The 24,339-nt window shown below is 64.1% G+C and carries 26 protein-coding genes and 1 tRNA gene; 15 read left to right on the forward strand and 12 right to left on the reverse strand.

Annotated elements, in window-relative coordinates; genetic code table 11:
- The first annotated feature begins 8 nt into the window (after positions 1 to 8).
- Complete coding sequence (locus tag BHD06_RS00200; protein ID WP_080454978.1) at positions 9 to 386, forward strand: rhodanese-like domain-containing protein; 378 nt, start codon at positions 9 to 11, stop codon at positions 384 to 386.
- 60 nt (positions 387 to 446) lie between these two features.
- Here BHD06_RS00200 and BHD06_RS00205 read toward each other — a convergent pair whose 3' ends face one another.
- Positions 447 to 1,775 (reverse strand): ammonium transporter, encoded by a 1,329-nt coding sequence (locus BHD06_RS00205; protein WP_376764829.1) that lies wholly within the window; start codon positions 1,773 to 1,775, stop codon positions 447 to 449.
- 20 nt (positions 1,776 to 1,795) lie between these two features.
- A complete protein-coding gene (locus BHD06_RS00210) occupies positions 1,796 to 2,134 on the reverse strand; it encodes a P-II family nitrogen regulator (RefSeq protein ID WP_074785879.1) in 339 nt (112 codons plus the stop codon).
- Between the two features lie 256 nt (positions 2,135 to 2,390).
- Between BHD06_RS00210 and BHD06_RS00215 the strand changes: the two genes are divergently transcribed.
- A complete protein-coding gene (locus BHD06_RS00215) occupies positions 2,391 to 4,523 on the forward strand; it encodes a transglycosylase domain-containing protein (protein WP_080454979.1) in 2,133 nt (710 codons plus the stop codon).
- 21 nt (positions 4,524 to 4,544) lie between these two features.
- Here the strand turns inward: BHD06_RS00215 and BHD06_RS00220 are convergent, their stop codons facing one another.
- The 3 genes from BHD06_RS00220 to BHD06_RS00230 form a co-directional block, all read right to left on the reverse strand.
- A complete protein-coding gene (locus BHD06_RS00220) occupies positions 4,545 to 5,291 on the reverse strand; it encodes an OmpA family protein (protein WP_217805636.1) in 747 nt (248 codons plus the stop codon).
- Positions 5,292 to 5,655: 364 nt separating this feature from the next.
- The gene (locus BHD06_RS00225; RefSeq protein ID WP_080454981.1) at positions 5,656 to 6,261 is read right to left on the reverse strand and encodes a phospholipid-binding protein MlaC; all 606 of its coding nucleotides are present in this window, start codon (positions 6,259 to 6,261) and stop codon (positions 5,656 to 5,658) included.
- Complete coding sequence (locus BHD06_RS00230) at positions 6,251 to 7,102, reverse strand: VacJ family lipoprotein (RefSeq protein ID WP_254892258.1); 852 nt, start codon at positions 7,100 to 7,102, stop codon at positions 6,251 to 6,253. Before BHD06_RS00230 ends, BHD06_RS00225 begins: the two co-directional genes overlap by 11 nt.
- Before the next feature lie 130 nt (positions 7,103 to 7,232).
- On the opposite strand from BHD06_RS00230, the gene BHD06_RS00235 reads away from it, so the two are divergent.
- The 6 genes from BHD06_RS00235 (at position 7,233) to BHD06_RS00260 (ending at position 13,111) form a co-directional block, all read left to right on the forward strand.
- Positions 7,233 to 8,972: a type I secretion system permease/ATPase gene (locus tag BHD06_RS00235; RefSeq protein ID WP_080454982.1), complete on the forward strand. Its 1,740-nt coding sequence runs from the start codon at positions 7,233 to 7,235 to the stop codon at positions 8,970 to 8,972.
- 41 nt (positions 8,973 to 9,013) lie between these two features.
- Complete coding sequence (locus tag BHD06_RS00240) at positions 9,014 to 10,279, forward strand: HlyD family type I secretion periplasmic adaptor subunit (protein WP_080454983.1); 1,266 nt, start codon at positions 9,014 to 9,016, stop codon at positions 10,277 to 10,279.
- Positions 10,280 to 10,355: 76 nt separating this feature from the next.
- Entirely contained in the window at positions 10,356 to 10,817 is a 462-nt protein-coding gene (locus BHD06_RS00245) for a RidA family protein (RefSeq protein WP_080454984.1), read from the forward strand.
- Entirely contained in the window at positions 10,814 to 11,581 is a 768-nt protein-coding gene (locus tag BHD06_RS00250; protein ID WP_080454985.1) for a glycerophosphodiester phosphodiesterase family protein, read from the forward strand. Before BHD06_RS00245 ends, BHD06_RS00250 begins: the two co-directional genes overlap by 4 nt.
- 52 nt (positions 11,582 to 11,633) lie before the next feature.
- Positions 11,634 to 12,818, forward strand: a complete 1,185-nt coding sequence (locus tag BHD06_RS00255; protein ID WP_080454986.1) for a GNAT family N-acetyltransferase — start codon at positions 11,634 to 11,636, stop codon at positions 12,816 to 12,818.
- The gene (locus tag BHD06_RS00260) at positions 12,815 to 13,111 is read left to right on the forward strand and encodes a 4a-hydroxytetrahydrobiopterin dehydratase (RefSeq protein ID WP_080454987.1); all 297 of its coding nucleotides are present in this window, start codon (positions 12,815 to 12,817) and stop codon (positions 13,109 to 13,111) included. Before BHD06_RS00255 ends, BHD06_RS00260 begins: the two co-directional genes overlap by 4 nt.
- Positions 13,112 to 13,221: 110 nt before the next feature.
- On the opposite strand, the gene BHD06_RS00265 is transcribed toward BHD06_RS00260, so the two are convergent.
- Positions 13,222 to 13,710, reverse strand: a complete 489-nt coding sequence (locus tag BHD06_RS00265) for a peroxiredoxin (protein ID WP_080454988.1) — start codon at positions 13,708 to 13,710, stop codon at positions 13,222 to 13,224.
- A 90-nt stretch (positions 13,711 to 13,800) separates the two neighbouring features.
- On the opposite strand from BHD06_RS00265, the gene BHD06_RS00270 reads away from it, so the two are divergent.
- Both BHD06_RS00270 and rsmD read left to right on the forward strand, forming a co-directional pair.
- A complete protein-coding gene (locus tag BHD06_RS00270) occupies positions 13,801 to 15,006 on the forward strand; it encodes an NAD(P)/FAD-dependent oxidoreductase (protein WP_080454989.1) in 1,206 nt (401 codons plus the stop codon).
- Complete coding sequence (gene rsmD / locus BHD06_RS00275; protein WP_080454990.1) at positions 15,003 to 15,560, forward strand: 16S rRNA (guanine(966)-N(2))-methyltransferase RsmD; 558 nt, start codon at positions 15,003 to 15,005, stop codon at positions 15,558 to 15,560. Before BHD06_RS00270 ends, rsmD begins: the two co-directional genes overlap by 4 nt.
- Positions 15,561 to 15,574: 14 nt before the next feature.
- On the opposite strand, the gene BHD06_RS00280 is transcribed toward rsmD, so the two are convergent.
- From BHD06_RS00280 to BHD06_RS00295, 4 genes are all read right to left on the reverse strand, one after another.
- The gene (locus BHD06_RS00280; RefSeq protein WP_080454991.1) at positions 15,575 to 16,948 is read right to left on the reverse strand and encodes an L-serine ammonia-lyase; all 1,374 of its coding nucleotides are present in this window, start codon (positions 16,946 to 16,948) and stop codon (positions 15,575 to 15,577) included.
- A gap of 112 nt (positions 16,949 to 17,060) precedes the next feature.
- On the reverse strand, positions 17,061 to 17,759 hold the full coding sequence (locus BHD06_RS00285; RefSeq protein ID WP_080454992.1) for a glutathione S-transferase family protein: 699 nt from the start codon (positions 17,757 to 17,759) through the stop codon (positions 17,061 to 17,063).
- 52 nt (positions 17,760 to 17,811) lie between these two features.
- The gene (locus tag BHD06_RS00290; protein ID WP_080454993.1) at positions 17,812 to 18,126 is read right to left on the reverse strand and encodes a DUF1244 domain-containing protein; all 315 of its coding nucleotides are present in this window, start codon (positions 18,124 to 18,126) and stop codon (positions 17,812 to 17,814) included.
- 60 nt (positions 18,127 to 18,186) lie between these two features.
- Positions 18,187 to 18,927 carry an N-formylglutamate amidohydrolase gene (locus BHD06_RS00295; protein WP_080454994.1) on the reverse strand — a complete coding sequence of 247 codons (741 nt, stop codon included), beginning with the start codon at positions 18,925 to 18,927 and terminating at the stop codon, positions 18,187 to 18,189.
- A 136-nt stretch (positions 18,928 to 19,063) separates the two neighbouring features.
- On the opposite strand from BHD06_RS00295, the gene pyk reads away from it, so the two are divergent.
- From pyk to BHD06_RS00320, 5 genes are all read left to right on the forward strand, one after another.
- Complete coding sequence (gene pyk, locus BHD06_RS00300; RefSeq protein ID WP_080454995.1) at positions 19,064 to 20,509, forward strand: pyruvate kinase; 1,446 nt, start codon at positions 19,064 to 19,066, stop codon at positions 20,507 to 20,509.
- Positions 20,510 to 20,549: 40 nt separating this feature from the next.
- The gene (locus tag BHD06_RS00305; protein WP_080455526.1) at positions 20,550 to 20,771 is read left to right on the forward strand and encodes a hypothetical protein; all 222 of its coding nucleotides are present in this window, start codon (positions 20,550 to 20,552) and stop codon (positions 20,769 to 20,771) included.
- Between the two features lie 135 nt (positions 20,772 to 20,906).
- Positions 20,907 to 21,107, forward strand: coding sequence for a 50S ribosomal protein L35 (rpmI, locus tag BHD06_RS00310; RefSeq protein ID WP_080454996.1), 201 nt, complete (start codon positions 20,907 to 20,909; stop codon positions 21,105 to 21,107).
- Between the two features lie 21 nt (positions 21,108 to 21,128).
- Entirely contained in the window at positions 21,129 to 21,494 is a 366-nt protein-coding gene (gene rplT / locus BHD06_RS00315; protein WP_080454997.1) for a 50S ribosomal protein L20, read from the forward strand.
- Positions 21,495 to 21,677: 183 nt separating this feature from the next.
- A tRNA-Gly gene (locus tag BHD06_RS00320) sits at positions 21,678 to 21,751 on the forward strand.
- Here BHD06_RS00320 and BHD06_RS00325 read toward each other — a convergent pair.
- Positions 21,718 to 22,953, reverse strand: coding sequence for a cyclopropane-fatty-acyl-phospholipid synthase family protein (locus tag BHD06_RS00325; protein WP_080454998.1), 1,236 nt, complete (start codon positions 22,951 to 22,953; stop codon positions 21,718 to 21,720). The two genes, BHD06_RS00320 and BHD06_RS00325, sit on opposite strands and share 34 nt — an antisense overlap.
- A gap of 99 nt (positions 22,954 to 23,052) precedes the next feature.
- Positions 23,053 to 24,306 (reverse strand): cyclopropane-fatty-acyl-phospholipid synthase family protein, encoded by a 1,254-nt coding sequence (locus BHD06_RS00330; RefSeq protein WP_080454999.1) that lies wholly within the window; start codon positions 24,304 to 24,306, stop codon positions 23,053 to 23,055.
- Positions 24,307 to 24,339 lie beyond the last annotated feature (33 nt).

Below are 24,339 nucleotides of genomic sequence, written 5' to 3' on the forward strand. Positions count from 1 at the left end.
AGACCAAGATGAAAACCGAAGAGATCGACGGCACCACGTTGGAGACATGGACGATAGACGAGGTGGGCCGCGCATGGGACGCCAACGAAATCGTTCTGATCGACGTGCGCACGCCGCAGGAATACATGTTCGAACATATCGAGGGTGCGCTGCTCTTGCCGATGCCGTTCTTCAAGCCTGAGAAACTGCCGGGCCAGAGCGACAAGCGCCTCGTGTTCCATTGCGGCTCGGGCGTGCGATCCGAGAAGATGGCCCGCGCCGCGATCGCCGCCGGGATCGGTCGGATCGCGCATATGGAGGGCGGTTTCGGCGCGTGGAAGGCGGCCAAACGGCGCTATATCGGCACCAACATGGCCACCGGTGCGCCGCAGGTGGTCAACCCATGAAAAAACCCCGGGCGCGAACGCCCGGGGTTGATCTCTTCAAACTGACGGGAAGGAGGAGCGTCAGCTCTTGGAGAATTCGGGGTAGGCTTCCATACCCATTTCGGACATGTCGAGCCCGTTGATCTCTTCCTCTTCGCCGACCCGGATGCCGATCACGGCCTTGAGGATCGACCACACCACGAGGCTGGCGACGAAGGTAAAGACACCGTAGGCGGCGATCCCCACAAGCTGCGTGCCGAGGCTCGCGTCGCCATTATAGAAGATCACGGCGATGGTGCCCCAGATGCCCGCGAAGAGGTGGACCGGAATTGCACCGACCACGTCGTCGATCTTGAGCTTGTCCAACATGGGCACGGCGAGGACCACGATCACGCCACCGACGGCCCCGATCCAGAGCGCCCCGAAGAGCGTCGGTGCCAGCGGCTCGGCGGTGATCGACACAAGGCCGGCCAGCGCACCGTTGAGCACCATGGTCAGGTCGGGTTTCTTATACATCACCTGCGTCAGGATCAGCGCCGTTACAGCACCGGCCGCGGCGGCCATGTTGGTGTTGGCGAAGATGCGGCTCACGTCCGAGACGTCACCCACGGTGCCCATGGCCAACTGCGAACCGCCGTTGAAGCCGAACCAGCCCAGCCACAGGATGAACGTGCCGAGTGTGGCAAGCGCCAGGTTCGAGCCCGGGATCGGGATGACCTTGCCGTCCTTGCTATACTTGCCGATGCGCGGGCCCAGCACGATGGCACCGGCCAGCGCGGCCCAGCCACCTACCGAGTGCACGACGGTCGAGCCTGCGAAGTCCGAGAAACCTGCCTCAGACAGCCAGCCGCCGCCCCACTGCCAAGAGCCCGAGATCGGATACATGACGCCGGTCAGCAGGACCACGAAAGCCAGGAAGGGCCACAGCTTGATCCGCTCTGCCAGTGCACCCGACACGATCGAGGCGGTGGCGGCGACAAACACCAGCTGGAAGAAGAAGTCCGAGCCGATCGAGGCATAGTCGAGTGCGGCATCGGCGGCGGCGATCCCAACCGGATCCAGCACCGTCGGCACAAAGAAGCTGCCGACATAGCCGTTGAAGTCACCCGGGTACATCAGGTTGAAGCCCATGAACCAGTACATGATCGCGGCAATCGAATAGAGCGCGATATTCTTGGTCATCTGCATGGTGACGTTCTTGGAGCGTACCAGTCCACCTTCCAGCATGGCAAAGCCGCAGGCCATGAAGAACACCAGAAACCCTGCCATGCAGAACAGCAATGTCGTCATGATATAGGGGCCGATTTCGTCGAACCCAGGGGCCGCGGCGTCCTGCGCCATGGCCAGTGATGGCAGGGCGATCATCGCGGCTGCGACGAGGCCCCTTTTGGTAAAGATTTTCATATCCATTGGTCTTTCCCCCTTGCGTCTCAAAGCGCGTCGTCGTTGGTTTCGCCGGTGCGCACGCGCATGGCCTGTTGGATGTCGAGCACGAAGATCTTGCCGTCGCCGATCTTGCCGGTGCGGGCGGCCTTGGTGATGGCCTCCACCACCTGATCGGCCATCGCCGCCGAGACGGCGATTTCGAGCTTGATTTTGGGCACGAAGTTCACGGCGTATTCCGCCCCGCGATAGATTTCGGTATGGCCCGATTGTGAGCCGAAGCCCTTAATCTCGGTGACCATCATGCCGCGCACGCCGATATCGGTCAGCGCCTCGCGGACCTCCTCCAGCTTGAATGGCTTGATCGTTGCAATGATGAGTTTCACGTTGGTCCCTTTCGGTTTTCTCTCATTCAGCGCGCTGTTTGCAGGTGCAGAAAAGGCGCTTGGCGCAGAGTCTGGAAGGGAGAAGCGGGGGGGTGGCACAGTCTGTCACGTATTTTTGCCTAAAAAATGAACTTGAAAATTTATATGCACAATTAAAGTGCAAATCGAAAACGTACCGATCCGCGCGCCGGGTCTCTACATTTGGTGATGCACAGGGTAAACTGCGCCAAACAAACGATGGCCGGGCAGGGCGAGCATGAGCAATTCAGGACGGCGCAAACCGCCATTGGTGGCCCCAAAGAGGACCCGCAAGGCAACCAAGCCGAAACCCGCGCGACGGGCCACCGCCAAGCGCAAGCCGCAGCGTCGGGCGCGCTCGCGCAATCCGCTGGTGCGGCTGGTGCGCGCGATCCTCGGCTTTGTCTGGCGTGTGCTCTGGGCCATCGGCTGGCGAGTGACAGCGGTGGTGGTGATCATCGTGGGGCTGGCGGTGGCCTATACCTACACGACACTACCCGAATACCGGGATCTCATGGACGGGCGCGCACGCGGTTCGGTCACGCTGCTGGATCGAGAGGGGCAGGTGTTCGCCTGGCGCGGCGATCAGTTCGGTGGGGTGGTCACCGCAGAGACGGTCAGCCCGCATCTCAAGAACGCGGTGATCGCCACCGAGGATCGTCGCTTCTACATGCATCCCGGTGTCGATCCCATCGGCATCTCCAGTGCCATCCGCATCAATCTGCGCGAGGGGCGCGGACCGCTCTCGGGCAATGGCGGCTCGACCATCACGCAGCAGACCGCGAAACTGCTGTGTTTCGGTGTCGAATACGATGAGAGCCAATGGGAAAGCGAGGCGGAGTATGTCGCCGATTGCCGCCGCACTTCGCTTTGGCGCAAGATCAAGGAAGCGGTCTACGCCATGGCGATGGAGGTTAAGTATACCAAGAACGAGATTCTGACCGTCTATCTCAACCGCGCGTATCTCGGGGCCGGGGCCTACGGGGCCGAAGCCGCAGCGCAGCGCTATTTCGGCAAATCGGCGGCGCAGCTGAACGCCGCCGAGGGGGCGATGATCGCGGGGCTTCTGACCGCACCCTCGACGCTCGCCCCGACTGCCAATCTCGAACGCTCGCAGAACCGGGCCTCGGTCGTGGTCGGGTTGATGCGGCGGCAGGGCTATCTGAGCGACCATGACGCCGCCGTGGCGCTTGCCAGTCCGGCGGAACTGTCCGAGGCCGCGCAGCGGCAGGCGGGTGGCTATTTCGCCGATTGGGTCATGGCTTCGGGGCCGGAATTCTTTACCCGCGACACCACCGAGGACGTGATCATCCGCACCACGCTTGATCAGCGCCTGCAACGCGCCGCCGAGGAGGCGCTCGATTTTGTTTTCGACGAGAAGGTGCGCGATGGGTCCAAGGCGCAGGCGGCCATCGTGGTGATGAGCGCCGATGGCGCGGTGCGGGCGATGGTGGGCGGGCGCAAGAGCCGCGTGATCGGGGCGTTCAACCGTGCCACGCAGGCCAAGCGTCAGACCGGTTCGGCGTTCAAGCCCTTTGTCTACGGGACCGCGCTTGAGATGGGGTACAGCCAAGATTCGGTTGTGGTGGACGAGCCCTATTGCCTGAACATTCCGGGGTCGGGCCGCTGGTGCCCGGAGAATTACACGCGCGATTACAAGGGGCGCGTGACGCTCACGCAGGCTCTGGCGCAGTCGATAAACGTGCCTGCGGTCAAGGTTTCCGAGAGCGTTGGCCGCGACCTTGTGCGCAAGGTGGCCAGCGATTTCGGCATCGAGAGCGATTTGGCCGCCGGCCCTGCGCTGGCGCTGGGCGCGTCCGAGAGCACCCTGCTGGAGATGACCGGGGCCTATGCCGGTATTCTCAACGGTGGATCGTCGGTGGCGCCCTTTGGTCTGACCGAGTTGAAATTGCTGGGCGAGAATGAGCCCCTGATGGGCGCAGGCGGCGGCATCGGCGAGCGGGTGATTCAGGAGAGCGCCGCGCGCGAGTTGATTTATATGATGAGCCGTGTCGTGGAAGGCGGCACCGGCGGCCGCGCGAAACTGCCGGACCGCGAGGCGGCGGGCAAGACCGGCACCACGCAGGCGGCGCGCGATGCATGGTTCCTGGGCTTTACCGCCGATTACGTGGCCGGTGTCTGGATGGGCTATGATGACAACACGCCGCTGACCGGTGTGACGGGCGGCGGCCTGCCCGCCGAGATCTGGCACGAGACGATGCTGCGGGTGCATAAGGGCGTGCCGCCCAAACCGCTGCCGATGCTGCGCCCCGCCCCGCGCCGCGAACCGGCCCCCACCCCGCAACGCCGCGCACCGGTTGCAGGTGGCAATCCGATCGAGAATGTGTTGCGCAGTATTTTCGGCAATTGATCTTGCTTACGCCGGGGTGGATCAGTCCCGGCACTGCACCTCGACCCGACGATTGAGCGCGCGCCCGGCCGCGTCGCGATTGCTGGCAATCGGTTCGTCCTCGCCGTGCCCCGAGGCAGAGAGTGCGACCGAATCGAGCCCGAGCGCCACCAGCGCCGCGACCACCGATTGCGCCCGTCGCCGCGACAGGTCTCGATTATACTCTGCGGCCCCTTCGGCCGACGTATGACCGATGATCTCGATCCGCGCCGCCCCAGCCGCCGAGAGCGCGCTATGGAGCCGGACAATCAGCGGCTGCGAAGAGGCACGGATCACGTCTGAGTCGAAGCCGATGCCATGGATGATCGACCCGCAGCCAAGACGTGGCGGTTCTGGTGCGGGGCAGACCCCAGGTCCCTGCACCGTCGCTCCGTCATAGGGCTTGAAAGGCGCGCCATTGCTGGAGCGCAGGCCGCGCAGGGTGCCATCAGCCCCGGTCATCAGGATGAATTGCGACCTGATCCCCGCAGCATCCTGCCCGAGCGCGCGCAGCACCCGACCCTCGACCGTGCCGGTGAGCCGCCCATTGGCGTCATAGCAGCCCGACACGACCGCGCCCTCCTGCGCTAGTTCTAGCTTGACGCCCCGGCCCTTCCAGATGCCGCCGAAATCGGTTGCTAGCTCGGCGTCCCGCTGCGTGCCCTCGCCGATCAATTCGGAAAACTCGAAGAACGTCTCGTCCCGTTCGATATTGATGCCGTCCGAGAGCCGCAGCCGCAGCCATTGCACCTCCGGCTGATCGGAGGCGAGCGCAAGCTCGGTTTGCTGCCCCGCCTCGGCATGGATTTCGAGCCGCCCCGCATGTCGGTGCCCTGCATTTCGACCGAGAGCGGCAGGACACCCTGCGCGAAGGTCATCAGGTCGGGGGCTGCGTGCTCTTGCGTCGGTGCGGGTGACGCGGCAAGGACGCAAAGGCCAAGCCCCGCCATTGCCGATTTGACGAAACGCGATGCACTCATTTTTAGACCTCGAACGTGATCCGAGAGCGGTGCGTCGCATCAGATCATATTTCGAAGTCACCGCTTTGCGCAATAATCTTTCTTAAAGCGTGCCTTTTGAGCCCCGCTTGGCCTCGACATACGGGGCGAGCGGATCACCCGGCCTGCTTGATATCCTGGATAAGCGCGTCGATGTCGCCGTTGCGCCTGTCGAGCATGGCCCCGATCTCGGTGCGTTCGCTGAGCCGCAGGCTGATCCCCTCGATGATCATGTCGAAGAACTTGTCCTGTCCCGAACGGTCCGACACCAAGAAGCTTACCTCGAAGGGCGATTCGCCGGGCAGGTAGGCGGTGGATTTCACTTCATGCCAGGACTTGACCTGCTTGATGCTGTTGACCTCGATCCGACCGCCCCGGAACTCGTTGAAGCGTTTGCCGTACTTGCGCGCGACATAGCCGCGAAACGCCTCGGTATAGGCGCGCATTTGCGCCGCCGAGGCACGTCTGGCGTCAGCCCCAAGTGTCGATCTTGCGATAATGTTCACGTCGGCATAGCGGGTGAAGATGCTCTCGAACTCGTTGATCATCCCTGAGAGCGGCTTGCCTGAGGTAATCACCCGGTTGATATCGTTGACGACCTGGTCGACGAGGGACCGCGCACGCTGTTCGGTCAGCGCATGCAGCGGCAGGGGCGCAAGGAGAGTGCCTGCCCCGGCAAGGCCAGTCGCGAGGAAACGGCGGCGGGAAGTGTTATTGGTCATAGGGGTCCTCCAACGTGGGGGCAGGGGTTGCACCATCATCATATGGGTCATATGGATCGTCATACACCCCCCCCTCGGTGCCGCCCAGTTCGAACCGCCGGTTTTGCAGGTAGATTGAGCGGGATTGCGCGTAGCTGTCGGCGCTTTCATAGAGAATCGCGTCAATCGTGTCGGAGAACCTGCTGCGCCGCGACAGACCAGCGGCCACGCCTGACCCGGTCAGTGCAAGATTCTCGGGGCTAGGCACCACATAAGTGAGCGGATTGCTGAATACATCGACAAAAATGCCGTAGGTGTCGCGCTGTGTGGACGGGCCAAGCAACGGCAGTTCGATATAGGGGCCTTCCTTGGCCCCCCAGACATGCAGCGTCTGGCCGAAATCGGTATTGGTGCCCGCCGGCATGCCCATTTCGCTCGCCGGGTCGAAGAAACCACCGAGGCCGACGGTGGTGTTGACGACGAATCGCGCGCTGTCCGTTATCGCACCGCGCATGTTGAGTTGCAGAATGTTATTCACGATATCGCTCGGCAGCGAGGTATTGACCGCGAACCGCACGATGCCGGTTTCGATATCGTCCGGAATCACGGTGTCGTAGCCTATGGCCACCGGGCGCACGAGCGAGCGGTCGAGATTCCGGTTGAAATCGTGCATTCGACGATTTTCCTGCTCGTACGGGTCGTACACATCGCGCTTCACTTGCGCATCCTGCGACGACTGAGCACAGGACGCTAGCGTCATGATCGCGGCAAGGGCCAAGGCTTGGGCGACACGTCGCCCGTTTATTTGTCTGGTAGGCATCAAGCTAAATTCCACAGTCAAACCGTTGTCGTAAACTTGCATAACTTATTAGTCCCTGAAACCCAGCATCGCGAGAAGTGGGTTCACAATTATGTGGCAGAATGGCGACAGGGCATGCTATTCACCGGTATACTTGCCAACAAAGACGCAATGTACAACATGGCGATTGGGAATGCGATTGAATAATTCAAGAATAGAGGCGGGTTACGAGGAGCTGCGCGCGGCGCGCCGCGAGAGCCGGGGACTGTACTGGTTCGTGGGCATCTTCAGCTTTTTCGCGAATCTTCTAATGCTGACCGGCCCGATCTACATGCTCCAGGTTTATGACCGGGTGCTGAGCAGCCGGTCGATCGAGACGCTGATCGCGTTGTCGGTTCTGGTCCTCTTTCTTTACACGATGATGGCGCTGCTCGACTATGCGCGCGGTCGTGTCATGGGGCGCGTGGGCGCGCGTTTTCAGGCGCGTCTGGACCGGCGGGTCTTCGACGCGGTGATCCGCAAATCCGCCGTGCGGCCCGACGAGCGCACGGCCACCGGGCTGCGCGATCTCGAATCGGTGCAGCGGCTGCTGACCTCGCCGGTGCTGCTGGCGCTGTTCGACATGCCCTGGGCACCGTTCTTCGTGGCGGCGATCTGGGTGTTTCACCCCTGGCTGGGGATACTTGCTCTGGTGGGCGGCGGCCTGCTGATCATCGTGACGGTGATCAATCAGGCGGTGACCCGGCGTCCCGCGCGCCGTGCCGGTGCGGCCGGTGTCCAGTCCGAGGCGATTTCGGACCGGCTGCGGTCCGAGGCGGAAATGGTGCAGGCCATGGGCATGCGCGACGCGGCCTTCAACCGCTGGCAGCAGGCCCGCGAGGTGGCGCTGGAGGAACAACTGCGTGCCGCCGATCTCGGAGGCAGCTTTACCAGTGGAACCAAGGCGTTCCGGCTTTTGCTGCAATCTGCGATGCTGGGTGTGGGGGCCTTGTTGGTCTTGAAGGGTGAATTGACCCCGGGCGCGATGATCGCGGGCTCGATCCTGCTGGGGCGCGCGCTCGCCCCGATCGAGCAGGCGATCGGTCAATGGCCCCTCGTGCAGCGCGCCAAGCAGGGTTGGGATAGCCTTGCCGAACTGCTGGGCGATGTCCCGCCCGAGGCTCCGCGCACCCCATTGCCCGCACCGCGCGCGCGGCTCGAGGCGCAGCACCTCACCGTGGTGCCGCCGGGCGAGAGCCAGGCCGCGCTCAAATCCGTCACCTTCCGGGTTGATCCCGGGCAGGCGGTGGGCATCATCGGTCCCTCGGGGGCCGGGAAATCGACCCTTGCCCGAGCGCTCACGGGGGTGTGGCGACCGGCAGGGGGCAAGATCCGGCTAGACGGAGCCGCGCTCGATCAGTACGAGCCGTCGGTTCTGGGCCAACATATCGGCTATTTGCCGCAGCGCGTGCAGCTTTTCGATGGCACCATCGCCGAAAATATCGCGCGGCTGTCGCCGTCACCCGATGCGCAGATGATCGTGAAGGCCGCCAAACAGGCAGACGCCCATGAGATGATTCTGAAATTCCCCGATGGCTACGACACCCGCGTGACCGCCAGTGGCGGGCGCCTCTCGGGGGGCGAAATGCAGCGCATCGGTCTCGCTCGGGCAATGTATGGTGACCCTGTGATCCTGGTGCTGGACGAGCCGAATTCGAATCTGGACAATACCGGCAGCGAAGCCGTCAACCACGCCATCCGCGGCTTTAAGGCCGCGGAAAAGGTGGTCGTGGTTGTTGCGCATCGCCCGTCCATCATCAAGGAATGCGATTTGATCCTGATGCTCGAACAGGGCAACGTGCGCGCCTTCGGCCCGAGGGACAAGGTGCTGCGCGAAGTTCTTGAGAATCACAAGGATGTGGTCGCTCCGAAAGTGGTGGGAGGTGTCCAGTGAGCAATGCCGGTAAAGGTGGAAGCTGGTCTGTGCGGGGCCCGATGCTCGTTGGTCTGGTCGGTCTTATCACCCTGCTGGGCGGGTTCGGAACATGGGCCGGCATGACCCAGATTTCGGGCGCGGTGATCGCCAGCGGGCGCATTGAGGTGGATCAGAACCGTCAGGTCGTCCAGCATCCCGATGGCGGCGTCGTGGCGAAGATCGAAGTGGCTGAAGGCGAGACCGTCGAAGAGGGCGGGGTGCTGGTACGGCTCGACCCGACCGAGCTGCGCTCGGAGCTTTCGATCATCGAGAATCAGTTGGCCGAACTGATGGCGCGCCGCGCGCGTCTCGAGGCGGAGCGGGACGGTCGCGACGATCTGAAATTCGACCCGCTTCTAAAGGAGATGGCCCGCGTCAACCCGGATGCACGCGATCTGATGCAGGGCCAGCAGACCCTGATGACCGCGCGGGCCGAAACCATGGCCGCGCGCGTCGAGCAATTGAGCAAGCGCCGCGACCAGATGACTGATCAGATCCAGGGAATCACCGCCCAGCAGACCGCGCTGACCCGGCAGCTTGAACTGATCGCAGAGGAACTGACCGATCAGCAATCCCTCCTGGATCGCGGTCTGGCGCAGGCGACCCGCGTGCTCGGTCTGCAACGCGAGGAGGCCCGGCTGACCGGCACCATGGGCGAGCTTACGGCGCAGAAGGCGCAATCCGAGGGACGGATCACCGAAATCGACCTTGAAATCATCACCCTGCGCACCGATCAGCGCGAAGAAGCGGTCACCACCCTGCGCGATCTGCAATTCCGCGAGCTGGAACTGCGCGAACAGCGCCGGGCGCTGCTGGAGCGTCTGAACCGGCTCGATATCGTCGCTCCGGCGACGGGAATCGTTTATGATCTGCGGGTGTTCGCCCTGCGCTCTGTCATCCGGCCCGCCGATCCGCTGATGTATGTGATTCCGCAGGACCGGCCGCTCGTCATCAATGCCGAGATCGACACGATCCATGTCGACAAGCTCCATATCGGGCAGGAGGTGACGTTGCGCTTTTCTGCGCTCGATCAGCGCACCACGCCCGAGCTGTTCGGGCATGTCACCCGCATTTCCGCCGATGCCTTCGAGGACGAGCAGACCCGTGCCACCTATTACCGCGCCGAGGTTGTGCTCAACGACGGAGAGAAGGAACGCCTGCCCAAGGGCGTGACGCTGGTGCCCGGCATGCCAGTCGAGACCTTCATCCGCACCGAGGACCGCACCCCGATCGCCTATCTTGTCAAACCGTTCACCGATTACCTCGCCAAGGCGTTCCGTGAATAAAGCCTGCGGTTTTCGGATTTTCTTTCTCGGCGTCTGCGGCTAGCGTCGCCGCAAACACCTCACGGGAGAAAGTGACATGAGCCAGTTCGAGAAAAAACTTGCCGAGATGGGCGTGACCCTGCCCGAGGCCCCGGCCCCGGCTGCCAATTACGTGCCTTACGTGCAGGCGGGTGACATGCTTTATGTCTCGGGCCAGATCGCCAAGGACGGCGATACGCTGCTGACCGGCAAGCTCGGGCATGACATGGATGTCGAGGCGGGGGCCGCGGCGGCCAAGGTCTGCGCGATTGCACTGCTGGCGCAGGTCAAGGCGGCCTGTGGCGGCGATCTCGACCGGCTGGTGCGGGTCGTGAAACTGACCGGATTCGTCAATTCCACCGCGGATTTCACCCAGCAGCCGGCGGTGATCAATGGTGCCTCGGATTTCATCGGCGAGGCGTTGGGCGATGCGGGCAAGCACGCGCGCGCCGCCGTCTCGGCCCCGTCATTGCCCTTTGGCGTGGCGGTCGAGATCGACGGGGTGTTCCAGATCAAATGAGCGGATTGCCGGAGGGTTTTCGCCGCGTGCCGCTGGCGCATCGCGGGCTGCATGATGTCGCGGATGGCCGCCCCGAGAATTCGCGCGCCGGGGTCGCTGCCGCGATCGCGGCGGGCTATGGGATCGAGATCGACCTGCAACTCAGCCGCGACGGGCAGGCGATGGTGTTTCACGACTACGACCTTGGCCGTCTGACCGGCGAGAGCGGTCCGGTGCGCCAGCGCGACGCCGCCGATCTGGCGGCCATACCGCTCAAGGGTGGGGCGGAAGGCATTCCCGACCTGCCCGAAATCCTCGGCCTCGGGGCGGGCCGCGTGCCGCTCTTGATCGAGTTGAAGGATCAGCACGGCCAGATGGGCGAGACCTGCGGCACGCTGGAGGCGGCCACGGCGCATGCGCTCTCAGGCTATGACGGGCCGGTGGCGGTGATGTCCTTCAACCCGCATATGGTGCTGCGAATGGCGGCGCTCGCCCCGGATATCCCGCGCGGTATCGTGACCTGCGGCTACACGCGCAAGGATTGGCCGCTGCTGCGCGCCGAGACCCGCGAGCACCTGCGCGCGGTGGCGGACTATGGTACGAGCGGGTCGGTCTTCGTCAGCCATGATGTGCACGATCTGGACGCCCTGCGCTTGTCCGAGTTGCGCGGCGAGGGGGCCGCGATCTTGTGCTGGACGGTGCGCGGCGCCGAGGTGGAGGCGCGCGCCCGCGTGATGGCCGATAACATCACATTCGAGGGCTATCTGCCCGACATCCCGGCTTGAGCCGCGCCGGGCGAGGCCCGGATAGAGCCGGGCACGGCACGGGGCCAAGAGCATGAGCGACAGCGAGATCACGATCAGCCTGCATGAGCGGATCGCCGATATCCCGGCGGCGGTCTGGGATGCCTGCGCCTGCCCCGAGGCCGCACATGGCCGTGCCGAGGATCCGTTCACCACGCACCGTTTTCTCAAGGCGCTGGAGGACAGCCGCTCGGTCGGCACCGGCAGCGGCTGGCATCCGCATTATATGACCGCCGAGGCGAGCGGGCAGGTGATCGCATGCGCGCCGCTCTACCTCAAATCCCACAGCCAGGGCGAATATATCTTTGATCACAACTGGGCCCATGCCTATGAGCGTGCGGGTGGGCGCTATTACCCGAAATTCCAGATGGCGGTGCCGTTCACCCCGGTGACGGGGCGGCGATTTCTGACCCGGCCGGGGTTCGAGGCGGCGGGACGCGCGGCGCTGGTGGAGGGGGCCACGCAGGTGGCCGAGCGCAACGGGATTTCCTCGTTGCATGTCACCTTCTGCACCGAGGCGGAGGCCGAGGCAGGTGCGGCACTTGGCCTGATGCCCCGGCGCACGCAGCAGTATCACTGGGTCAATCGCGGCTACGAGGATTTCGACGCCTTTCTCGCCGATCTGTCATCGCGCAAGCGCAAGACGATCCGCAAGGAGCGTGCTCGCGCGCAAGGTTTCGGCGGCGAGATCGTGGCGTTGACCGGCGATCAGATCCGGGCAGAGCATTGGGACGCGGTCTGGACTTTCTATCAGGACACCGGCGCGCGCAAATGGGGCACGCCCTACCTCACCCGCCGCTTTTTCGAGCGCGCGCATGAGACGCTGCGCGACGATATCCTTCTGGTGCTGGCCCTGCGCAACGGGCAGCCGGTGGCGGGCGCGATGAACCTGATCGGCGCGTCGGCATTATATGGCCGCTACTGGGGCTGCGTCGAGGATCACCCCTGCCTGCATTTCGAACTCTGCTATTACAGGGCCATGGATTTCGCGATTGATCGCGGATTGCAAAGGGTAGAGGCTGGCGCGCAGGGCGAGCACAAGCTGGCGCGCGGCTATCTGCCGGTGGCCACGCAGTCGCTGCACTGGCTGCGCGATCCGGGTTTTGCTGAGGCGGTCGCGCATTACCTGGAGGCCGAACGCGCCGCCGTGGATGAGGATATCGAGGTTCTCACCAGCTATGGCCCGTTCCGAAAAACCACGATGGAGGATCAAGAATGAGCGACAAGCTGAGTGATACCGCGCGCAAGACGACGCTAGAGCCGCTGCTGGAAAACGGCTGGAGCATGGTCGAGGGGCGCGATGCGATCCACAAGACCTTCAAGTTTGGCGATTTCACCGAGGCGTTCGGCTTCATGACCCGCGCCGCGATCTGGGCCGAGAAATGGAATCACCACCCGGAATGGTTCAACGTCTACAACAAGGTGGAGATCACCCTGACCACCCATGACGTGGACGGATTGAGTTCGCTCGACGTCAAGCTTGCGCGCAAAATCGACGGGCTCGCGGGCTGAGCCGTAGTATTTCGAGTATTTGGGCCATAAAGAAACCGGGTGGTGTTTCTTCTGGCCGCAACTGTCCCCGGGGAGCGTGAGGGGCTGGCCCCTCGCACCCGGTGTCAGGTTCAGATCTCGGCCAGCAGTGATTCACCCGCCGTTACCTCGCAGGTGCCGGGGCTTTCCTCGACATGCAGCACCTTGACGGTGCCGTCCTCGACATACATCGCATAACGCTTGGACCGTGCCAGAAGGCCTGCGGGCGGCGCGTCGAAGTCCATCCCGATCGCCTTGGTGAAGGCGCTTTGCGGGTCGCCGAGCATGGTTATGCCCGCCTCGGATGCGCCGGTCGCCTCGCCCCAGGCGTTCATCACGAAGGGATCGTTGACGCTGACGCAGATGATCTCGTCCACGCCCTTGGCGTCAAACTGCCCCTTGGTGCGCACAAAGCTCGGGACATGTGCTGCGGAACAGGTCGGCGTATAGGCACCGGGCACGGCGAAGATCACCACCTTGCGGTCTGCGGTCCTGGCGCTCAGCGCCACCTCTTCGGGGCCGTTCTCGCCCAATTTCAGCAGGGTCGCGTCGGGCAGTTTGTCGCCAGTGGAAAGGGTCATGGTCGCTCCTTGTCGTTCTGGTGGATTGCGTGTGGATGTAGATATAGGCGGATGGTAGGCAGGTGACCACGGGAAACTCGGGAGATCAAGATGGCAGATGTCGTTGTGGTAGGGGCAGGGCAGGCAGGTGCCGCTTTGGTGGCGAAGCTGCGAAATGATGGCTATGACAGCCCGGTGACCCTGATCGGAGACGAGCCGGTGCCGCCCTATCAGCGCCCGCCGCTCTCCAAGAAGTACCTGTTGGGCGACATGGCGCTGGAGCGGCTCTACCTGCGGCCCGAGAGCTATTATGCCGAGGCCGAGATCGACTTGCGCACCGGTACGCGCGTGACCGGTATCGACCGGGCGGCGCAGGAGGTGGTGATGGGCACGGAGCGGCTGGGGTATGAGCATCTCGTGCTGGCCACAGGCTCGCTGCCGCGCCGTCTGCCGGATGCGATTGGCGGCGATCTGGGGGGCGTGCATGTGGTGCGCACGCTGGCGGATGTGGATGCGATGGCGCCGGGATTTCAGCGGGGAGCAAAGGTGCTGATCGTCGGCGGCGGCTATATCGGGCTCGAGGCGGCGGCGGTGGCAGCATCGCGCGGCATGCAGGTGGTTCTGGTCGAGATGGCCGAGCGCATCCTGCAACGGGTGGCCGCCAAGGAAACGTCGGACTATTTTCGCGCGCTGCATGCCCGCCACGGCGTGGATATCCGCGAGGGCGTGGGGTTGGAGCATCTCCTGGGCGACGGCCATGTCAGCGGCGCGCGGCTCAGCGATGGGTCCGAGATGGACGTGGACATGGTGATCGTCGGCGTCGGCATCGTGCCCGACACGGGCCTCGCCGAGGCTGCCGGGCTGGAGACCTGCAACGGCATCGCCGTCGATGCGCAGGGCCGCACCTCGGACCCGGCGATCTGGGCGGTGGGCGATTGCGCCTCCTTCCCGCATCGGGGCGGGCGGCTGCGGCTGGAGAGCGTGCCCAATGCCATCGACATGGGCGACTGCGTGGCAGGCAATATCATGGGCCGCGCGCAGGTGTACGTGCCGCAGCCGTGGTTCTGGTCAGATCAATACGATGTAAAATTGCAGATCGCCGGGCTCAGCACCGGCTATGACCGGATCGTGACCCGCGATGGCGGCGCGGCGGTGTCGTTTTGGTATTACCGTGGCGATCAGTTGCTGGCCGTGGACGCGATGAACGATCCGCGCGCTTATATGGTGGGAAAGCGGCTGATTGATGCCGGGAAATCCGCCGATCCCGCGGTGGTGGCCGATGCCGGGGCCGATCTCAAACCGCTCTTGAAATCGTGAGGATCATCGGCGGCGCGCATCGCGGGCGGGCGCTGGCCAGTGTCGGCAAGGGCGATGCGGCGGCGCATCTGCGCCCGACCTCCGACCGGGTGCGCGAGAGCCTCTTCAACGTGCTGGCGGGGGGGTATGGCGATCCTGTAACGGGCGCGCATGTGCTTGATATCTTTGCGGGCACCGGCGCGCTCGGGCTGGAGGCGCTGTCGCGCGGCGCCGAGAGGGCGAGCTTTATCGAGAGCGGGCGCAAGGCGCTGTCCCTGTTGCGGCAGAATATCGGCCTCTGCCGGGCCGAGGCGGTGTGCCGGGTGGTCGCTCAGGATGCACGCAAGCCCGGCGTGAGCCCGACCGCGCCGCATGATCTGGTGTTTCTCGACCCGCCCTATGGCAAGGGGCTGGGCGAGGTGGCGCTTGCGGCGGCATTGGCCGGGGGCTGGGTGTCTGAGGCGGCGTTGATCGTCTGGGAGGAAAGTGCCGCAATCACCCCGCCCGAGGGGATGCACGTGATCGAAGAGCGGCGCTATGGCGACACGGTGATCCGGTTTCTGGAGCGGGGCTAGGGCGCAAGGCCGCGTCAGCAGTTGGGGATATTCACCGCCAGCCCGCCAAGCGACGTTTCCTTGTATTTCTCGCTCATGTCCGCGCCGGTCTGGCGCATCGTTTCGATACAGGCGTCGAGCGGCACCAGATGGGTGCCATCGCCGCGCAGCGCCAACGAGGCCGCCGAGACGGCCTTGATCGCGCCCAGCCCGTTGCGCTCGATGCAGGGCACCTGCACGAGGCCGCGCACCGGATCGCAGGTCATCCCGAGGTGATGCTCGAGCGCAATCTCGGCCGCGTTCTCGATCTGCGCGGGCGTGCCGCCCAGCACCGCCGCGAGCCCCGCCGCCCCCATGGCAGAGGCAGAGCCGACCTCGGCCTGACACCCCGCCTCGGCACCTGAGATCGAGGCGTTGAACTTGACCAGCCCGCCGATCGCCGCCGCCGTCAGCAGAAATTCCTCGATCTGGGCCTCATGCGCACCCGGCACGTGGTCAAGCCAGTATTTGATTACCGCAGGCACCACGCCTGCAGCCCCGTTGGTGGGCGCGGTCACCACCTGCCCGCCGGCGGCGTTTTCCTCGTTGACGGCCATGGCATAGGCGCTCATCCAGTCGTTGATCTTGTGCGGTGCGCTCAAATTGGTGCCGCGCTCGGCGATCAGCGCGTCGCGGATGCCCTTGGCGCGGCGCTTGACGCCCAAGCCGCCCGGCAGGATACCATCGGTGCTGAGCCCGCGTTCGATGCAATCGTCCATCACCTGCCAGATCCGCGCCACGCCGGAGCGCAGGTTCTCCGGCCCGCCGCGCGCCACCTCGTTGGCGCGTTTCATCGCGGCGATGCTCTTGCCCGAGCGTTCGGCCATATCGAGCATCTCGACCGCTGTTTTGAACGGGTAGGGCACCGGCGCGCCCTCGTCGGTATTGCGGCCTGCTGCCAGTTCGGCCTCGGTCATCACGAAACCGCCGCCGATTGAATAATAGGTCTCTTGCAGCAGGACGTCGCCCTGCGCGTCGGTGGCCATCAGGATCATGCCATTGGCATGGCCCGGAAGATTGGGGCCAAAATCGAAGATCAGGTCGTCCTTGGCGTGAAATTTGAGTTCGGGCAGGCCGGGGGGCGTGACGGTATGGGTCTCGCGGATGGCCTCGAGCGTGGTCTCGGCGGCCTCGGCATCGTAGGTGTCGGGGCGAAACCCCGCCAGCCCGAGGATCGTCGCGCGGTCGCTGGCATGTCCCACCCCCGTAAAGGCAAGGCTGCCATGCAGCGAGCCCTTGAGCCCCGCATAGTGGAACGGCTCATTGCGCATCCGGTCAAGAAACCGCGCGGCGGCCACCATCGGCCCCATCGTGTGCGACGAGGATGGGCCTATACCGACCTTGAACATGTCGAAGACGGATAGAAACATATAGCGCGCTCCCTTGGGCCGTGGGTGGGTCGCGGGCGTTATCCCCGGTTCCTGTCACAGCTACTTGTCCGAAAGCGACCGTGCAAGGGCGTCTCCCTGACATGTGAGCGGATCAGAGCGCCACACCCTCGGGTGGATCGGCGGGACCGGGGGCGGTAAAGGGCGCAGACCCCAGCCCCTCGGCGCGGGCGGCGGCTATCGCGCTGGCGCGGGACTCAAGGGTTTGGGCGAGGGTTCGCAAGATCGGCCAGCGGGCAAGATCGAACCAGCCGGTTTCCCCCGCAGGATAGAGCGCGAGCCAGCGCAAGGCCGGGCCCAGGTAGAGGCCGAGCACGCTGGGTTTGGCCCCGCTGAAGAGGTCAGGATGCGCCGTTGCTGCCGCCTCCAGCGTGTCGAGATGGCGCGCAGCCTCGGTCTGCATATGGGTGCGCAGCCGGGTCTGTGCGTCGATATCCGCGCCTGCATATTGATCGGGATAGAAGATCATACGCATCGCCGGATGCAGCGTGTTTGAGAGAAAGAACAGCCACTTGAGCAGCGCGCCGCGTGCCGAATGATCCGGGGCGGGGGCGAGATCGCCGTGCCGGTCGGCGAGCCACAGCAGGATCGCGCCGGTTTCGAAGACGGGGCCATCGGGCGTCTCCAGCACCGGAATCAGCCCCGCTGGGTTGAGCGCCAGATAGGCGGGCGATTTCTGCGCCCGCACGCGGCGATCGACCAGCACGGTCTCGTAGGACACGCCCAGTTCCTCCAGTGCGAGGCGGATCACGAGCGAGGCATTGTCGGGTGCGTAATGCAGGCGGTAGGTCATGGCGTGACCCTAGCGGGCCCTGCGCCCGCGCCTTGCCGGAAAGCGACCCTGCTCAGCCCTTTTCGCCCACATTTTCGGCGAATGCGGCCTCGAAGGCAGCTTTCTTTTCGGCATCGGCATCGATCTGGTAGCGCGATTTCCACCGGTCATAGGGCATGCCGTAGAAGATCTCGCGGGCCTCGTCCTTGGTCATCGCGATGTCGCGGGCATGGGCGGCCTCCTGATACCAGCGGCTCAGACAGTTGCGGCAAAAACCTGCGAGGTTCATCAGGTCGATATTCTGCACATCGGTGCGCTTTTCCATCAGGTGATCGCGCAGGGTGCGGAACGCGGCGGCTTCGAGTTCGATCCGGGTCTGGTCGTCCATGGGTTCAGCTCCTTTGTTTGGTGTCAAGATGTGGCGCGCGTGGAGCGCATGCAAGCCCCGTCAGACGCCGATCATATCCGCCACCTCGGTCAGGATGGGCGCAAGGCGCGCGGCCCACGCCGTCTGTTGCCCGGGTGTCTCGATCAGATCGTTGCGCAGTTCAATGAGCACGTTGGGCCGTTCATGGGCAATGGCATGGCGCGCGATGGCGTCGCCGGGCAGGTGCCCGCCATAGGGTTCGTTATCGCCGACACAAAGGTCCGGTTCCTCGCGCAGCCGCGCCAGCAGCGGGCGGGCAAATCGCGTGTCGGCGGCATAGAGCAGGCCGATATGCCAGGGCCGTGGCGGGCGGCCCTTGAGCTGCGGGGTGAAGCTGTGGATCGAGACGATCACCGTGTCGTCGCGCCGGGCGGCAAGCTGCGAGAGTGCGGTGTGATAGGGCCGGTAGAGCCGGTTCAGACGGCGCTCTATCTCGGGCCCGTCGGCGTGGCGATTGGCCGGGACCACCGTGCCGTCATAGAGTTTCATCACCAGCGTCGGGTCATCCTCGCCCCGGTTCGGGTCAATCACCAGGCGTGAGAAATTCGACAGGATCGCGGGACCGTCGAGGACCTGCGCCAGCCCCCGCGCCACCCCTGCCGCACCCACGTCATAGGCGATGTGGCGGGCCATGTCCGCAGGCGCCACGCCCAGGCACCCGCCATTGACGAAGGGCGGCACCGTATTGGTCGCGTGATCGCAGGTCACCAGCCAGCGTGTGGCGCGTGCCGCCCCGTCGATTTCATAAGGCTGATACATCATCGTGTTGGATTTCCCTCGGTCTTCCTCTAGGACAGTTGCGCCGGGATGTGAATTGCGCAATAAGGCGATTGAAGCTTGTGTTAGCGATAACATCGCTTTTGGCAAGGCCTGAAAGACGAGAGACGAAGGAGCACAGATGAGACGCCACCGCAATGTCAAGATCGTGGCCACGCTTGGCCCCGCCTCTTCGGATTACGACACCATTCGCGCCCTGCACGAGGCCGGGGCGGATGTCTTTCGCCTCAACATGAGCCACGGCGAGCACGCCGATATCGCCGAACGTCATCGCATCATTCGCCAGATCGAAGAGGATACGGGCAGTCCGATTGCCATTCTCGCCGATCTTCAGGGCCCCAAGCTGCGCGTTGGCACTTTTGCACGCGGGGAAGAGGAACTGATCGAAGGCGCCGCGTTCCGTCTCGATCTCGACGATGCAGAGGGGGATGCCGCGCGCGTGAACCTACCGCATCCCGAGATTTTTGCCGCATTGGAGCCGGGCGCGGATCTACTGGTCAACGATGGCAAGATCCGGTTGCGGGTGCGTACCTGCGGGCCAGACCATGCCGATTGCGAGGTGGTCGCGGGTGGCACGATCTCGAATCGCAAGGGTGTGAACGTTCCCGACGTGATCCTGCCGCTGGCTGCGCTGTCGGACAAGGATCGCGCCGATCTGGAATTCGTCTGCGAACTGGGTGTCGACTGGCTGGCGCTGAGCTTTGTGCAGCGCCCCGAGGATGTGAATGAGGGGCGGGTGCTGGTGAACGGGCGCGCCGCGATCATGTCGAAGATCGAGAAACCGGCGGCGGTGAAATGCTTTGACGACATTCTCGCGGTCAGTGATGGCATCATGGTGGCGCGCGGCGATCTGGGGGTGGAACTGCCGGTGCAGAACGTGCCGCCGATCCAGAAACGGCTGGTGCGCAAGTGCCGCGCCATGGCCAAGCCGGTGATCGTGGCAACTCAGATGCTCGAATCGATGATCGAGAGCCCGATGCCCACCCGCGCCGAGGTGTCGGACGTGGCCACCGCAATCTACGAGGGCGCGGACGCAATCATGCTGTCGGCGGAATCGGCGGCGGGCGATTACCCGGTCGAGGCGGTGCAGACGATGGACAATGTCGCCCGCGAGGTCGAGGACGACCCGACCTATCGCGAGGTGATTGAGGCCAGCCGCCGCGCGAACCGGCAGACCGTGGCCGATGGTATCGTTGCCGCCGCCCGCGAGATCGCCGAAACCACCGATATCAAGGTGATTTGCTGCTACACCGAATCGGGCACCACCGCTCTCTTGACCGCGCGCGAACGGCCAAAGGTGCCGATCATCGGCCTGACCAGCCTTCGCGGCACCGCGCGGCGTCTGGCGCTGACATGGGGCGTGCATCCGGTGATGACCGGCGAACTCACCCGCTTCAAGATGGCGGTGATCAACGCGGCCCGCGCCGCCCGCGCCGAGGGCTATGCCGAGGAGTCCGATCAGATCGTGGTCACCGCCGGGGTGCCGTTCAACGTGCCGGGCACCACCAACATCCTGCGCGTGGCCCCCTGTCAGGAAAGTTTGATTTACGCCACCGATCCGGGGTAGACTTGCTCAATTGACGCAAGCGATTTCCCAGAGGCGTATGATGGATCCCGATCTCGCGATGGCTATCGGCATGGTGCTGGGGGTGTTTTCCGTCCCTTCCATTCTCTCGGCGCTGTCGGACCGGCGGGCACCGAGGGTGGCCTCTTTTACCCTGATGGCGAGCGGCGGGCTGATCCTCTGGGCGATCGCCAACAAGCCTGGTGGCTATAGCTTCGCGGACCTTCCACATGTGCTGATCTCGGTGATCGCCCGTTATATTTGAGCGACGCCGGAAATCCGCAACCGGCCTCTTGAACTAATCCCGGCGTCCGAGTATACGGCGCGCTCTATCCGCAGGACCGGCCAGACGTGGCATGCCGAGTCGTGCGTCCCTACCGACCTAGAAAAGGAGCCGGAAATGCCCAAGATGAAGACAAAATCGAGCTGCAAGAAGCGGTTCAAGGTGACGGCCTCTGGCCGCGTTGTGGCCGCACAGGCCGGCAAGCGCCATGGCATGATCAAGCGCACCAACAAGTTTCTCCGTAACGCGCGTGGCACCACCACGCTCAGCAAAGCCGACGAAGGTATCATCAAGCCGATGATGCCCTACGCACGCTAAGCCCCAAGGAGGATCTGAAAGATGTCACGCGTCAAAGGTGGGGTTGTTACCCACGCCCGTCACAAGAAAGTCGTCAAGGCCGCCAAAGGTTACTATGGCCGCCGCAAGAATACCTTCAAGGTGGCCGCACAGGCCGTCGACAAGGCCAACCAATACGCCACGCGCGACCGCAAGAACCGCAAGCGCAATTTCCGCGCTCTGTGGATCCAGCGGATCAATGCCGCCGTGCGCGCTCATGATGAGGGGCTGACCTATTCGCGCTTCATCAACGGGTTGACCTTGGCCGGGGTCGAGGTCGACCGCAAGGTGCTCGCCGATCTCGCCGTGCACGAACCCGCCGCGTTCGGCGCGATCGTGGATCAGGCGAAAGGTGCGCTGGCCTCCTGAGCCGGGTCGCATCGAGGGACAGAGAAGACGCCGCCCGGGTTGTGATCCGGGCGGCGTCTTTGTGTTCTGGGGTCCGTGCGGTGGCGCATCGCGTGCGCCGGGACAGGGCACGTCTTGTTTGAAACCGCGCCGCTTTCTCCTCTTGACCGCCTTCGCGCAAAGCCATATCTCAACGGCTCAGATGCGGGTATGGTGAAAAGGTATCACGAAAGCTTCCCAAGCTTCAGTTACGGGTTCGATTCCCGTTACCCGCTCCAACGTCCTCCCCACAAAGATAATCGCGCGTGACCGGCACCACCCCGTGCCGCTTGGTCAGTTGGAACTGAAACACCACATGGTGCCCGTCGCGAAAGCTCATCTCCGAGGCGACGAGGTAGAACCGCCACATCCGGCAGAATTTCTCGTCATAGAGCGCGCGGGCCTTGTCGATATTGGCGTCGAACCGGCCGAGCCAGTGGCGCAGCGTGTCGGCGTAATGCAGGCGCCAGACCTCGAGATCGGTTATCATCAGCCCTTCGCGCTCGATCACCGGCGCGACTTCTGACAGCGCCGGGACATAGCCGCCGGGAAAGATGTATTTCGCGATCCAGGGGTTGGTCGAACTGGGCGGGGCCGAGCGTCCGATCGTGTGGATGACCGCAACGCCGTCTTCGCTCAGCAACTCGCGGATCTTCTCGAAATAGCTGTGATAATGTGGCACGCCCACATGTTCGAACATGCCGACCGACACGATCCGGTCGAACTGCCCCTCAACGTCGCGGTAATCCGTCAGCTCAAAGCGCGCCCGGTCCGCCAGCCCTGCCTTTTTGGCCCGGGCATTGGCCATCTTGTGCTGTTCCTCCGACAGGGTGACGCCGGTCACCTCGGCCCCGTGCTGGCCTGCCAGCATCAGCCCCATGCCGCCCCAGCCACAGCCGATATCGAGCACGCGCATCCCCGGACGGGTCAGCAGCTTGGCTGCGATATGCGCCTTCTTGGCGGCCTGCGCCTCTTCCAGCGTCATGTCGGGGCGCGCGTAATAGGCGCAGGAATATTGCCGGTCCTCGTCGAGAAAGAGATCGTAGAGCGCGCCCGAAAGGTCATAGTGATGCGCCACGTTGCGGCGTGATCGCGCGGCAGGGTTGTGCTGCGCGACCCGCTTGAGCAGCTTGCGCAGGCGCTTGATGGCGCGCAGCAGGCGGGGTGGGCGGCTGCCCTTGCCCATCGTCTTGACCAGCGACAAAAAGCCATGCAGGTCGTCCCCGTCCAGCGTGAGCCGCCCCTCCATATAGCCCTCGCCCGCGGCAAGCTCTGGCTTCAGGAGCATTTGCCGCACGATGGTCTCGTCATGCAGTCGCAGGCCGACGGCAGACCCGCTGCCATCGCCGTAATTCCGGCAGGTGCCATCGGGATAGGTGACAGCGAGGCTGCCCTTTTGGACAAGCGCGCGCAGGAAACGGTCAAGCAGATGGCTCCACATCGGGCAACTCCTGAATGGCGGATTGGCGCATAGCTTGGGGCAGGCATGCGGTACTGTCCACGGCGCGCACGCCCGGTTGGCGCAAATGTGACTGCGGGATCAGGCGATACGGCGTTCCGGTGCGGTGTCGGTATCGGCCCCGCTGCCCGAACCGTCACGATAGAGATAATCACGCGTGAGCGGCACCGCGTCCTGTTGCGGGCTCATCTGGAACTGGAACACCACCTGATTGTTGAGCCGGAACGTCAACTCGCTGGCGATCAGGTAATAGCGCCACATCCGGTAGAACCGCTCGTCATAGAGGGTGCGGGCACGCTCGATATTGGCCTCGAACCGCCTGCGCCACTCGCGCAGCGTTTCGGCGTAATGCAGCCGCCAGACCTCGACATCTGTGGTCACCAGACGGTGCCGTTCGACCGCCGCCATCGCCTCGGACATGGCCGGGCAATAGCCGCCGGGAAAGATGTATTTGGTGATCCACGGGCTGGTCGCCCCCGGCGGCCCGGCTCGCCCGATGAAATGTATGAGCGCGATGCCATCGTGCCTCAGCAGGCGTTTGACCGTTGCAAAGTATGCATCGTAATGCGGCACGCCGACATGTTCGAACATGCCGACCGAGACGATGCGGTCGAACTGCCCCTGCACGTCGCGGTAATCCATCAACTCGAACCGCGCCTTGCCCGCCAGCCCGGCCTTATCGGCGCGGGCATTGGCCATCGCATGCTGCTCGCGTGACAGCGTCACGCCCGTCACCTCGGCCCCGAAATCGCGCGCCAGCGCGAGGCCCATGCCGCCCCACCCGCAGCCGATATCGAGCACGCGCATCCCTGGTTCGATCAACAGCTTGCGGGCGATATGCGCCTTTTTGGCCGCTTGCGCCTCTTCCAGTGACATGTCGGGACGGGCGAAATAGGCGCACGAATAGTTCCGGTCCTCGTCGAGGAACAGGTCATACAGTTCGCCCGACAGGTCATAATGATGCGCCACGTTCGCGCGCGACCGAGTCGCCGGGTTGAATTGATCCAGCCGCCGCTTGAGCCAGCGAAGCCCCTCCAGTGGACGGCGAAACCACGGCTGCCCTTGATCGGCGATATTCATGATCGCGAGGCTGAGAAAGCCGTAGACATCATCCCTCTCGAAGGTGACGGTCCCGTCCATATAGCCCTCGCCGATGGCCATGTCGGGCGAAATTACGATCCGGCGGGGCAGGGTTGGGTCGTGCAGCGTCACCGCAGCCTCGGGTGCGTCGCCGCCGGGGCCATAGGCGTGGGTCTGTCCGTCAGGGTAGGTGACGCGCAACCGTCCACGCTTGAAAAGATGGGTCAGAAATCTGTCCAGAGCCTTGGTCCACATGCTACACCTCGCTTTCTGGCACCCGGTTCCAGG

The sequence above is a fragment of the Roseovarius sp. A-2 genome, from assembly GCF_002072155.1.
Classification (GTDB): domain Bacteria; phylum Pseudomonadota; class Alphaproteobacteria; order Rhodobacterales; family Rhodobacteraceae; genus Roseovarius.

Excerpts from the sequence above, each read along its gene's own strand:
- BHD06_RS00200 (WP_080454978.1), top strand. The coding sequence starts at position 9 with ATGAAAACCGAAGAGATCGACGGCACCACGTTGGAGACATGGACGATA.
- BHD06_RS00205 (WP_376764829.1), bottom strand. The coding sequence starts at position 1,775 with ATGGATATGAAAATCTTTACCAAAAGGGGCCTCGTCGCAGCCGCGATG.
- BHD06_RS00215 (WP_080454979.1), top strand. The coding sequence starts at position 2,391 with ATGAGCAATTCAGGACGGCGCAAACCGCCATTGGTGGCCCCAAAGAGG.
- BHD06_RS00225 (WP_080454981.1), bottom strand. The coding sequence starts at position 6,261 with ATGACCAATAACACTTCCCGCCGCCGTTTCCTCGCGACTGGCCTTGCC.
- BHD06_RS00230 (WP_254892258.1), bottom strand. The coding sequence starts at position 7,102 with ATGCAAGTTTACGACAACGGTTTGACTGTGGAATTTAGCTTGATGCCT.
- BHD06_RS00235 (WP_080454982.1), top strand. The coding sequence starts at position 7,233 with ATGCGATTGAATAATTCAAGAATAGAGGCGGGTTACGAGGAGCTGCGC.
- BHD06_RS00240 (WP_080454983.1), top strand. The coding sequence starts at position 9,014 with ATGCTCGTTGGTCTGGTCGGTCTTATCACCCTGCTGGGCGGGTTCGGA.
- BHD06_RS00245 (WP_080454984.1), top strand. The coding sequence starts at position 10,356 with ATGAGCCAGTTCGAGAAAAAACTTGCCGAGATGGGCGTGACCCTGCCC.
- BHD06_RS00250 (WP_080454985.1), top strand. The coding sequence starts at position 10,814 with ATGAGCGGATTGCCGGAGGGTTTTCGCCGCGTGCCGCTGGCGCATCGC.
- BHD06_RS00255 (WP_080454986.1), top strand. The coding sequence starts at position 11,634 with ATGAGCGACAGCGAGATCACGATCAGCCTGCATGAGCGGATCGCCGAT.
- BHD06_RS00260 (WP_080454987.1), top strand. The coding sequence starts at position 12,815 with ATGAGCGACAAGCTGAGTGATACCGCGCGCAAGACGACGCTAGAGCCG.
- BHD06_RS00265 (WP_080454988.1), bottom strand. The coding sequence starts at position 13,710 with ATGACCCTTTCCACTGGCGACAAACTGCCCGACGCGACCCTGCTGAAA.
- BHD06_RS00270 (WP_080454989.1), top strand. The coding sequence starts at position 13,801 with ATGGCAGATGTCGTTGTGGTAGGGGCAGGGCAGGCAGGTGCCGCTTTG.
- BHD06_RS00280 (WP_080454991.1), bottom strand. The coding sequence starts at position 16,948 with ATGTTTCTATCCGTCTTCGACATGTTCAAGGTCGGTATAGGCCCATCC.
- BHD06_RS00285 (WP_080454992.1), bottom strand. The coding sequence starts at position 17,759 with ATGACCTACCGCCTGCATTACGCACCCGACAATGCCTCGCTCGTGATC.
- BHD06_RS00290 (WP_080454993.1), bottom strand. The coding sequence starts at position 18,126 with ATGGACGACCAGACCCGGATCGAACTCGAAGCCGCCGCGTTCCGCACC.
- BHD06_RS00295 (WP_080454994.1), bottom strand. The coding sequence starts at position 18,927 with ATGATGTATCAGCCTTATGAAATCGACGGGGCGGCACGCGCCACACGC.
- pyk (WP_080454995.1), top strand. The coding sequence starts at position 19,064 with ATGAGACGCCACCGCAATGTCAAGATCGTGGCCACGCTTGGCCCCGCC.
- BHD06_RS00305 (WP_080455526.1), top strand. The coding sequence starts at position 20,550 with ATGGATCCCGATCTCGCGATGGCTATCGGCATGGTGCTGGGGGTGTTT.
- rpmI (WP_080454996.1), top strand. The coding sequence starts at position 20,907 with ATGCCCAAGATGAAGACAAAATCGAGCTGCAAGAAGCGGTTCAAGGTG.
- rplT (WP_080454997.1), top strand. The coding sequence starts at position 21,129 with ATGTCACGCGTCAAAGGTGGGGTTGTTACCCACGCCCGTCACAAGAAA.
- BHD06_RS00325 (WP_080454998.1), bottom strand. The coding sequence starts at position 22,953 with ATGTGGAGCCATCTGCTTGACCGTTTCCTGCGCGCGCTTGTCCAAAAG.
- BHD06_RS00330 (WP_080454999.1), bottom strand. The coding sequence starts at position 24,306 with ATGTGGACCAAGGCTCTGGACAGATTTCTGACCCATCTTTTCAAGCGT.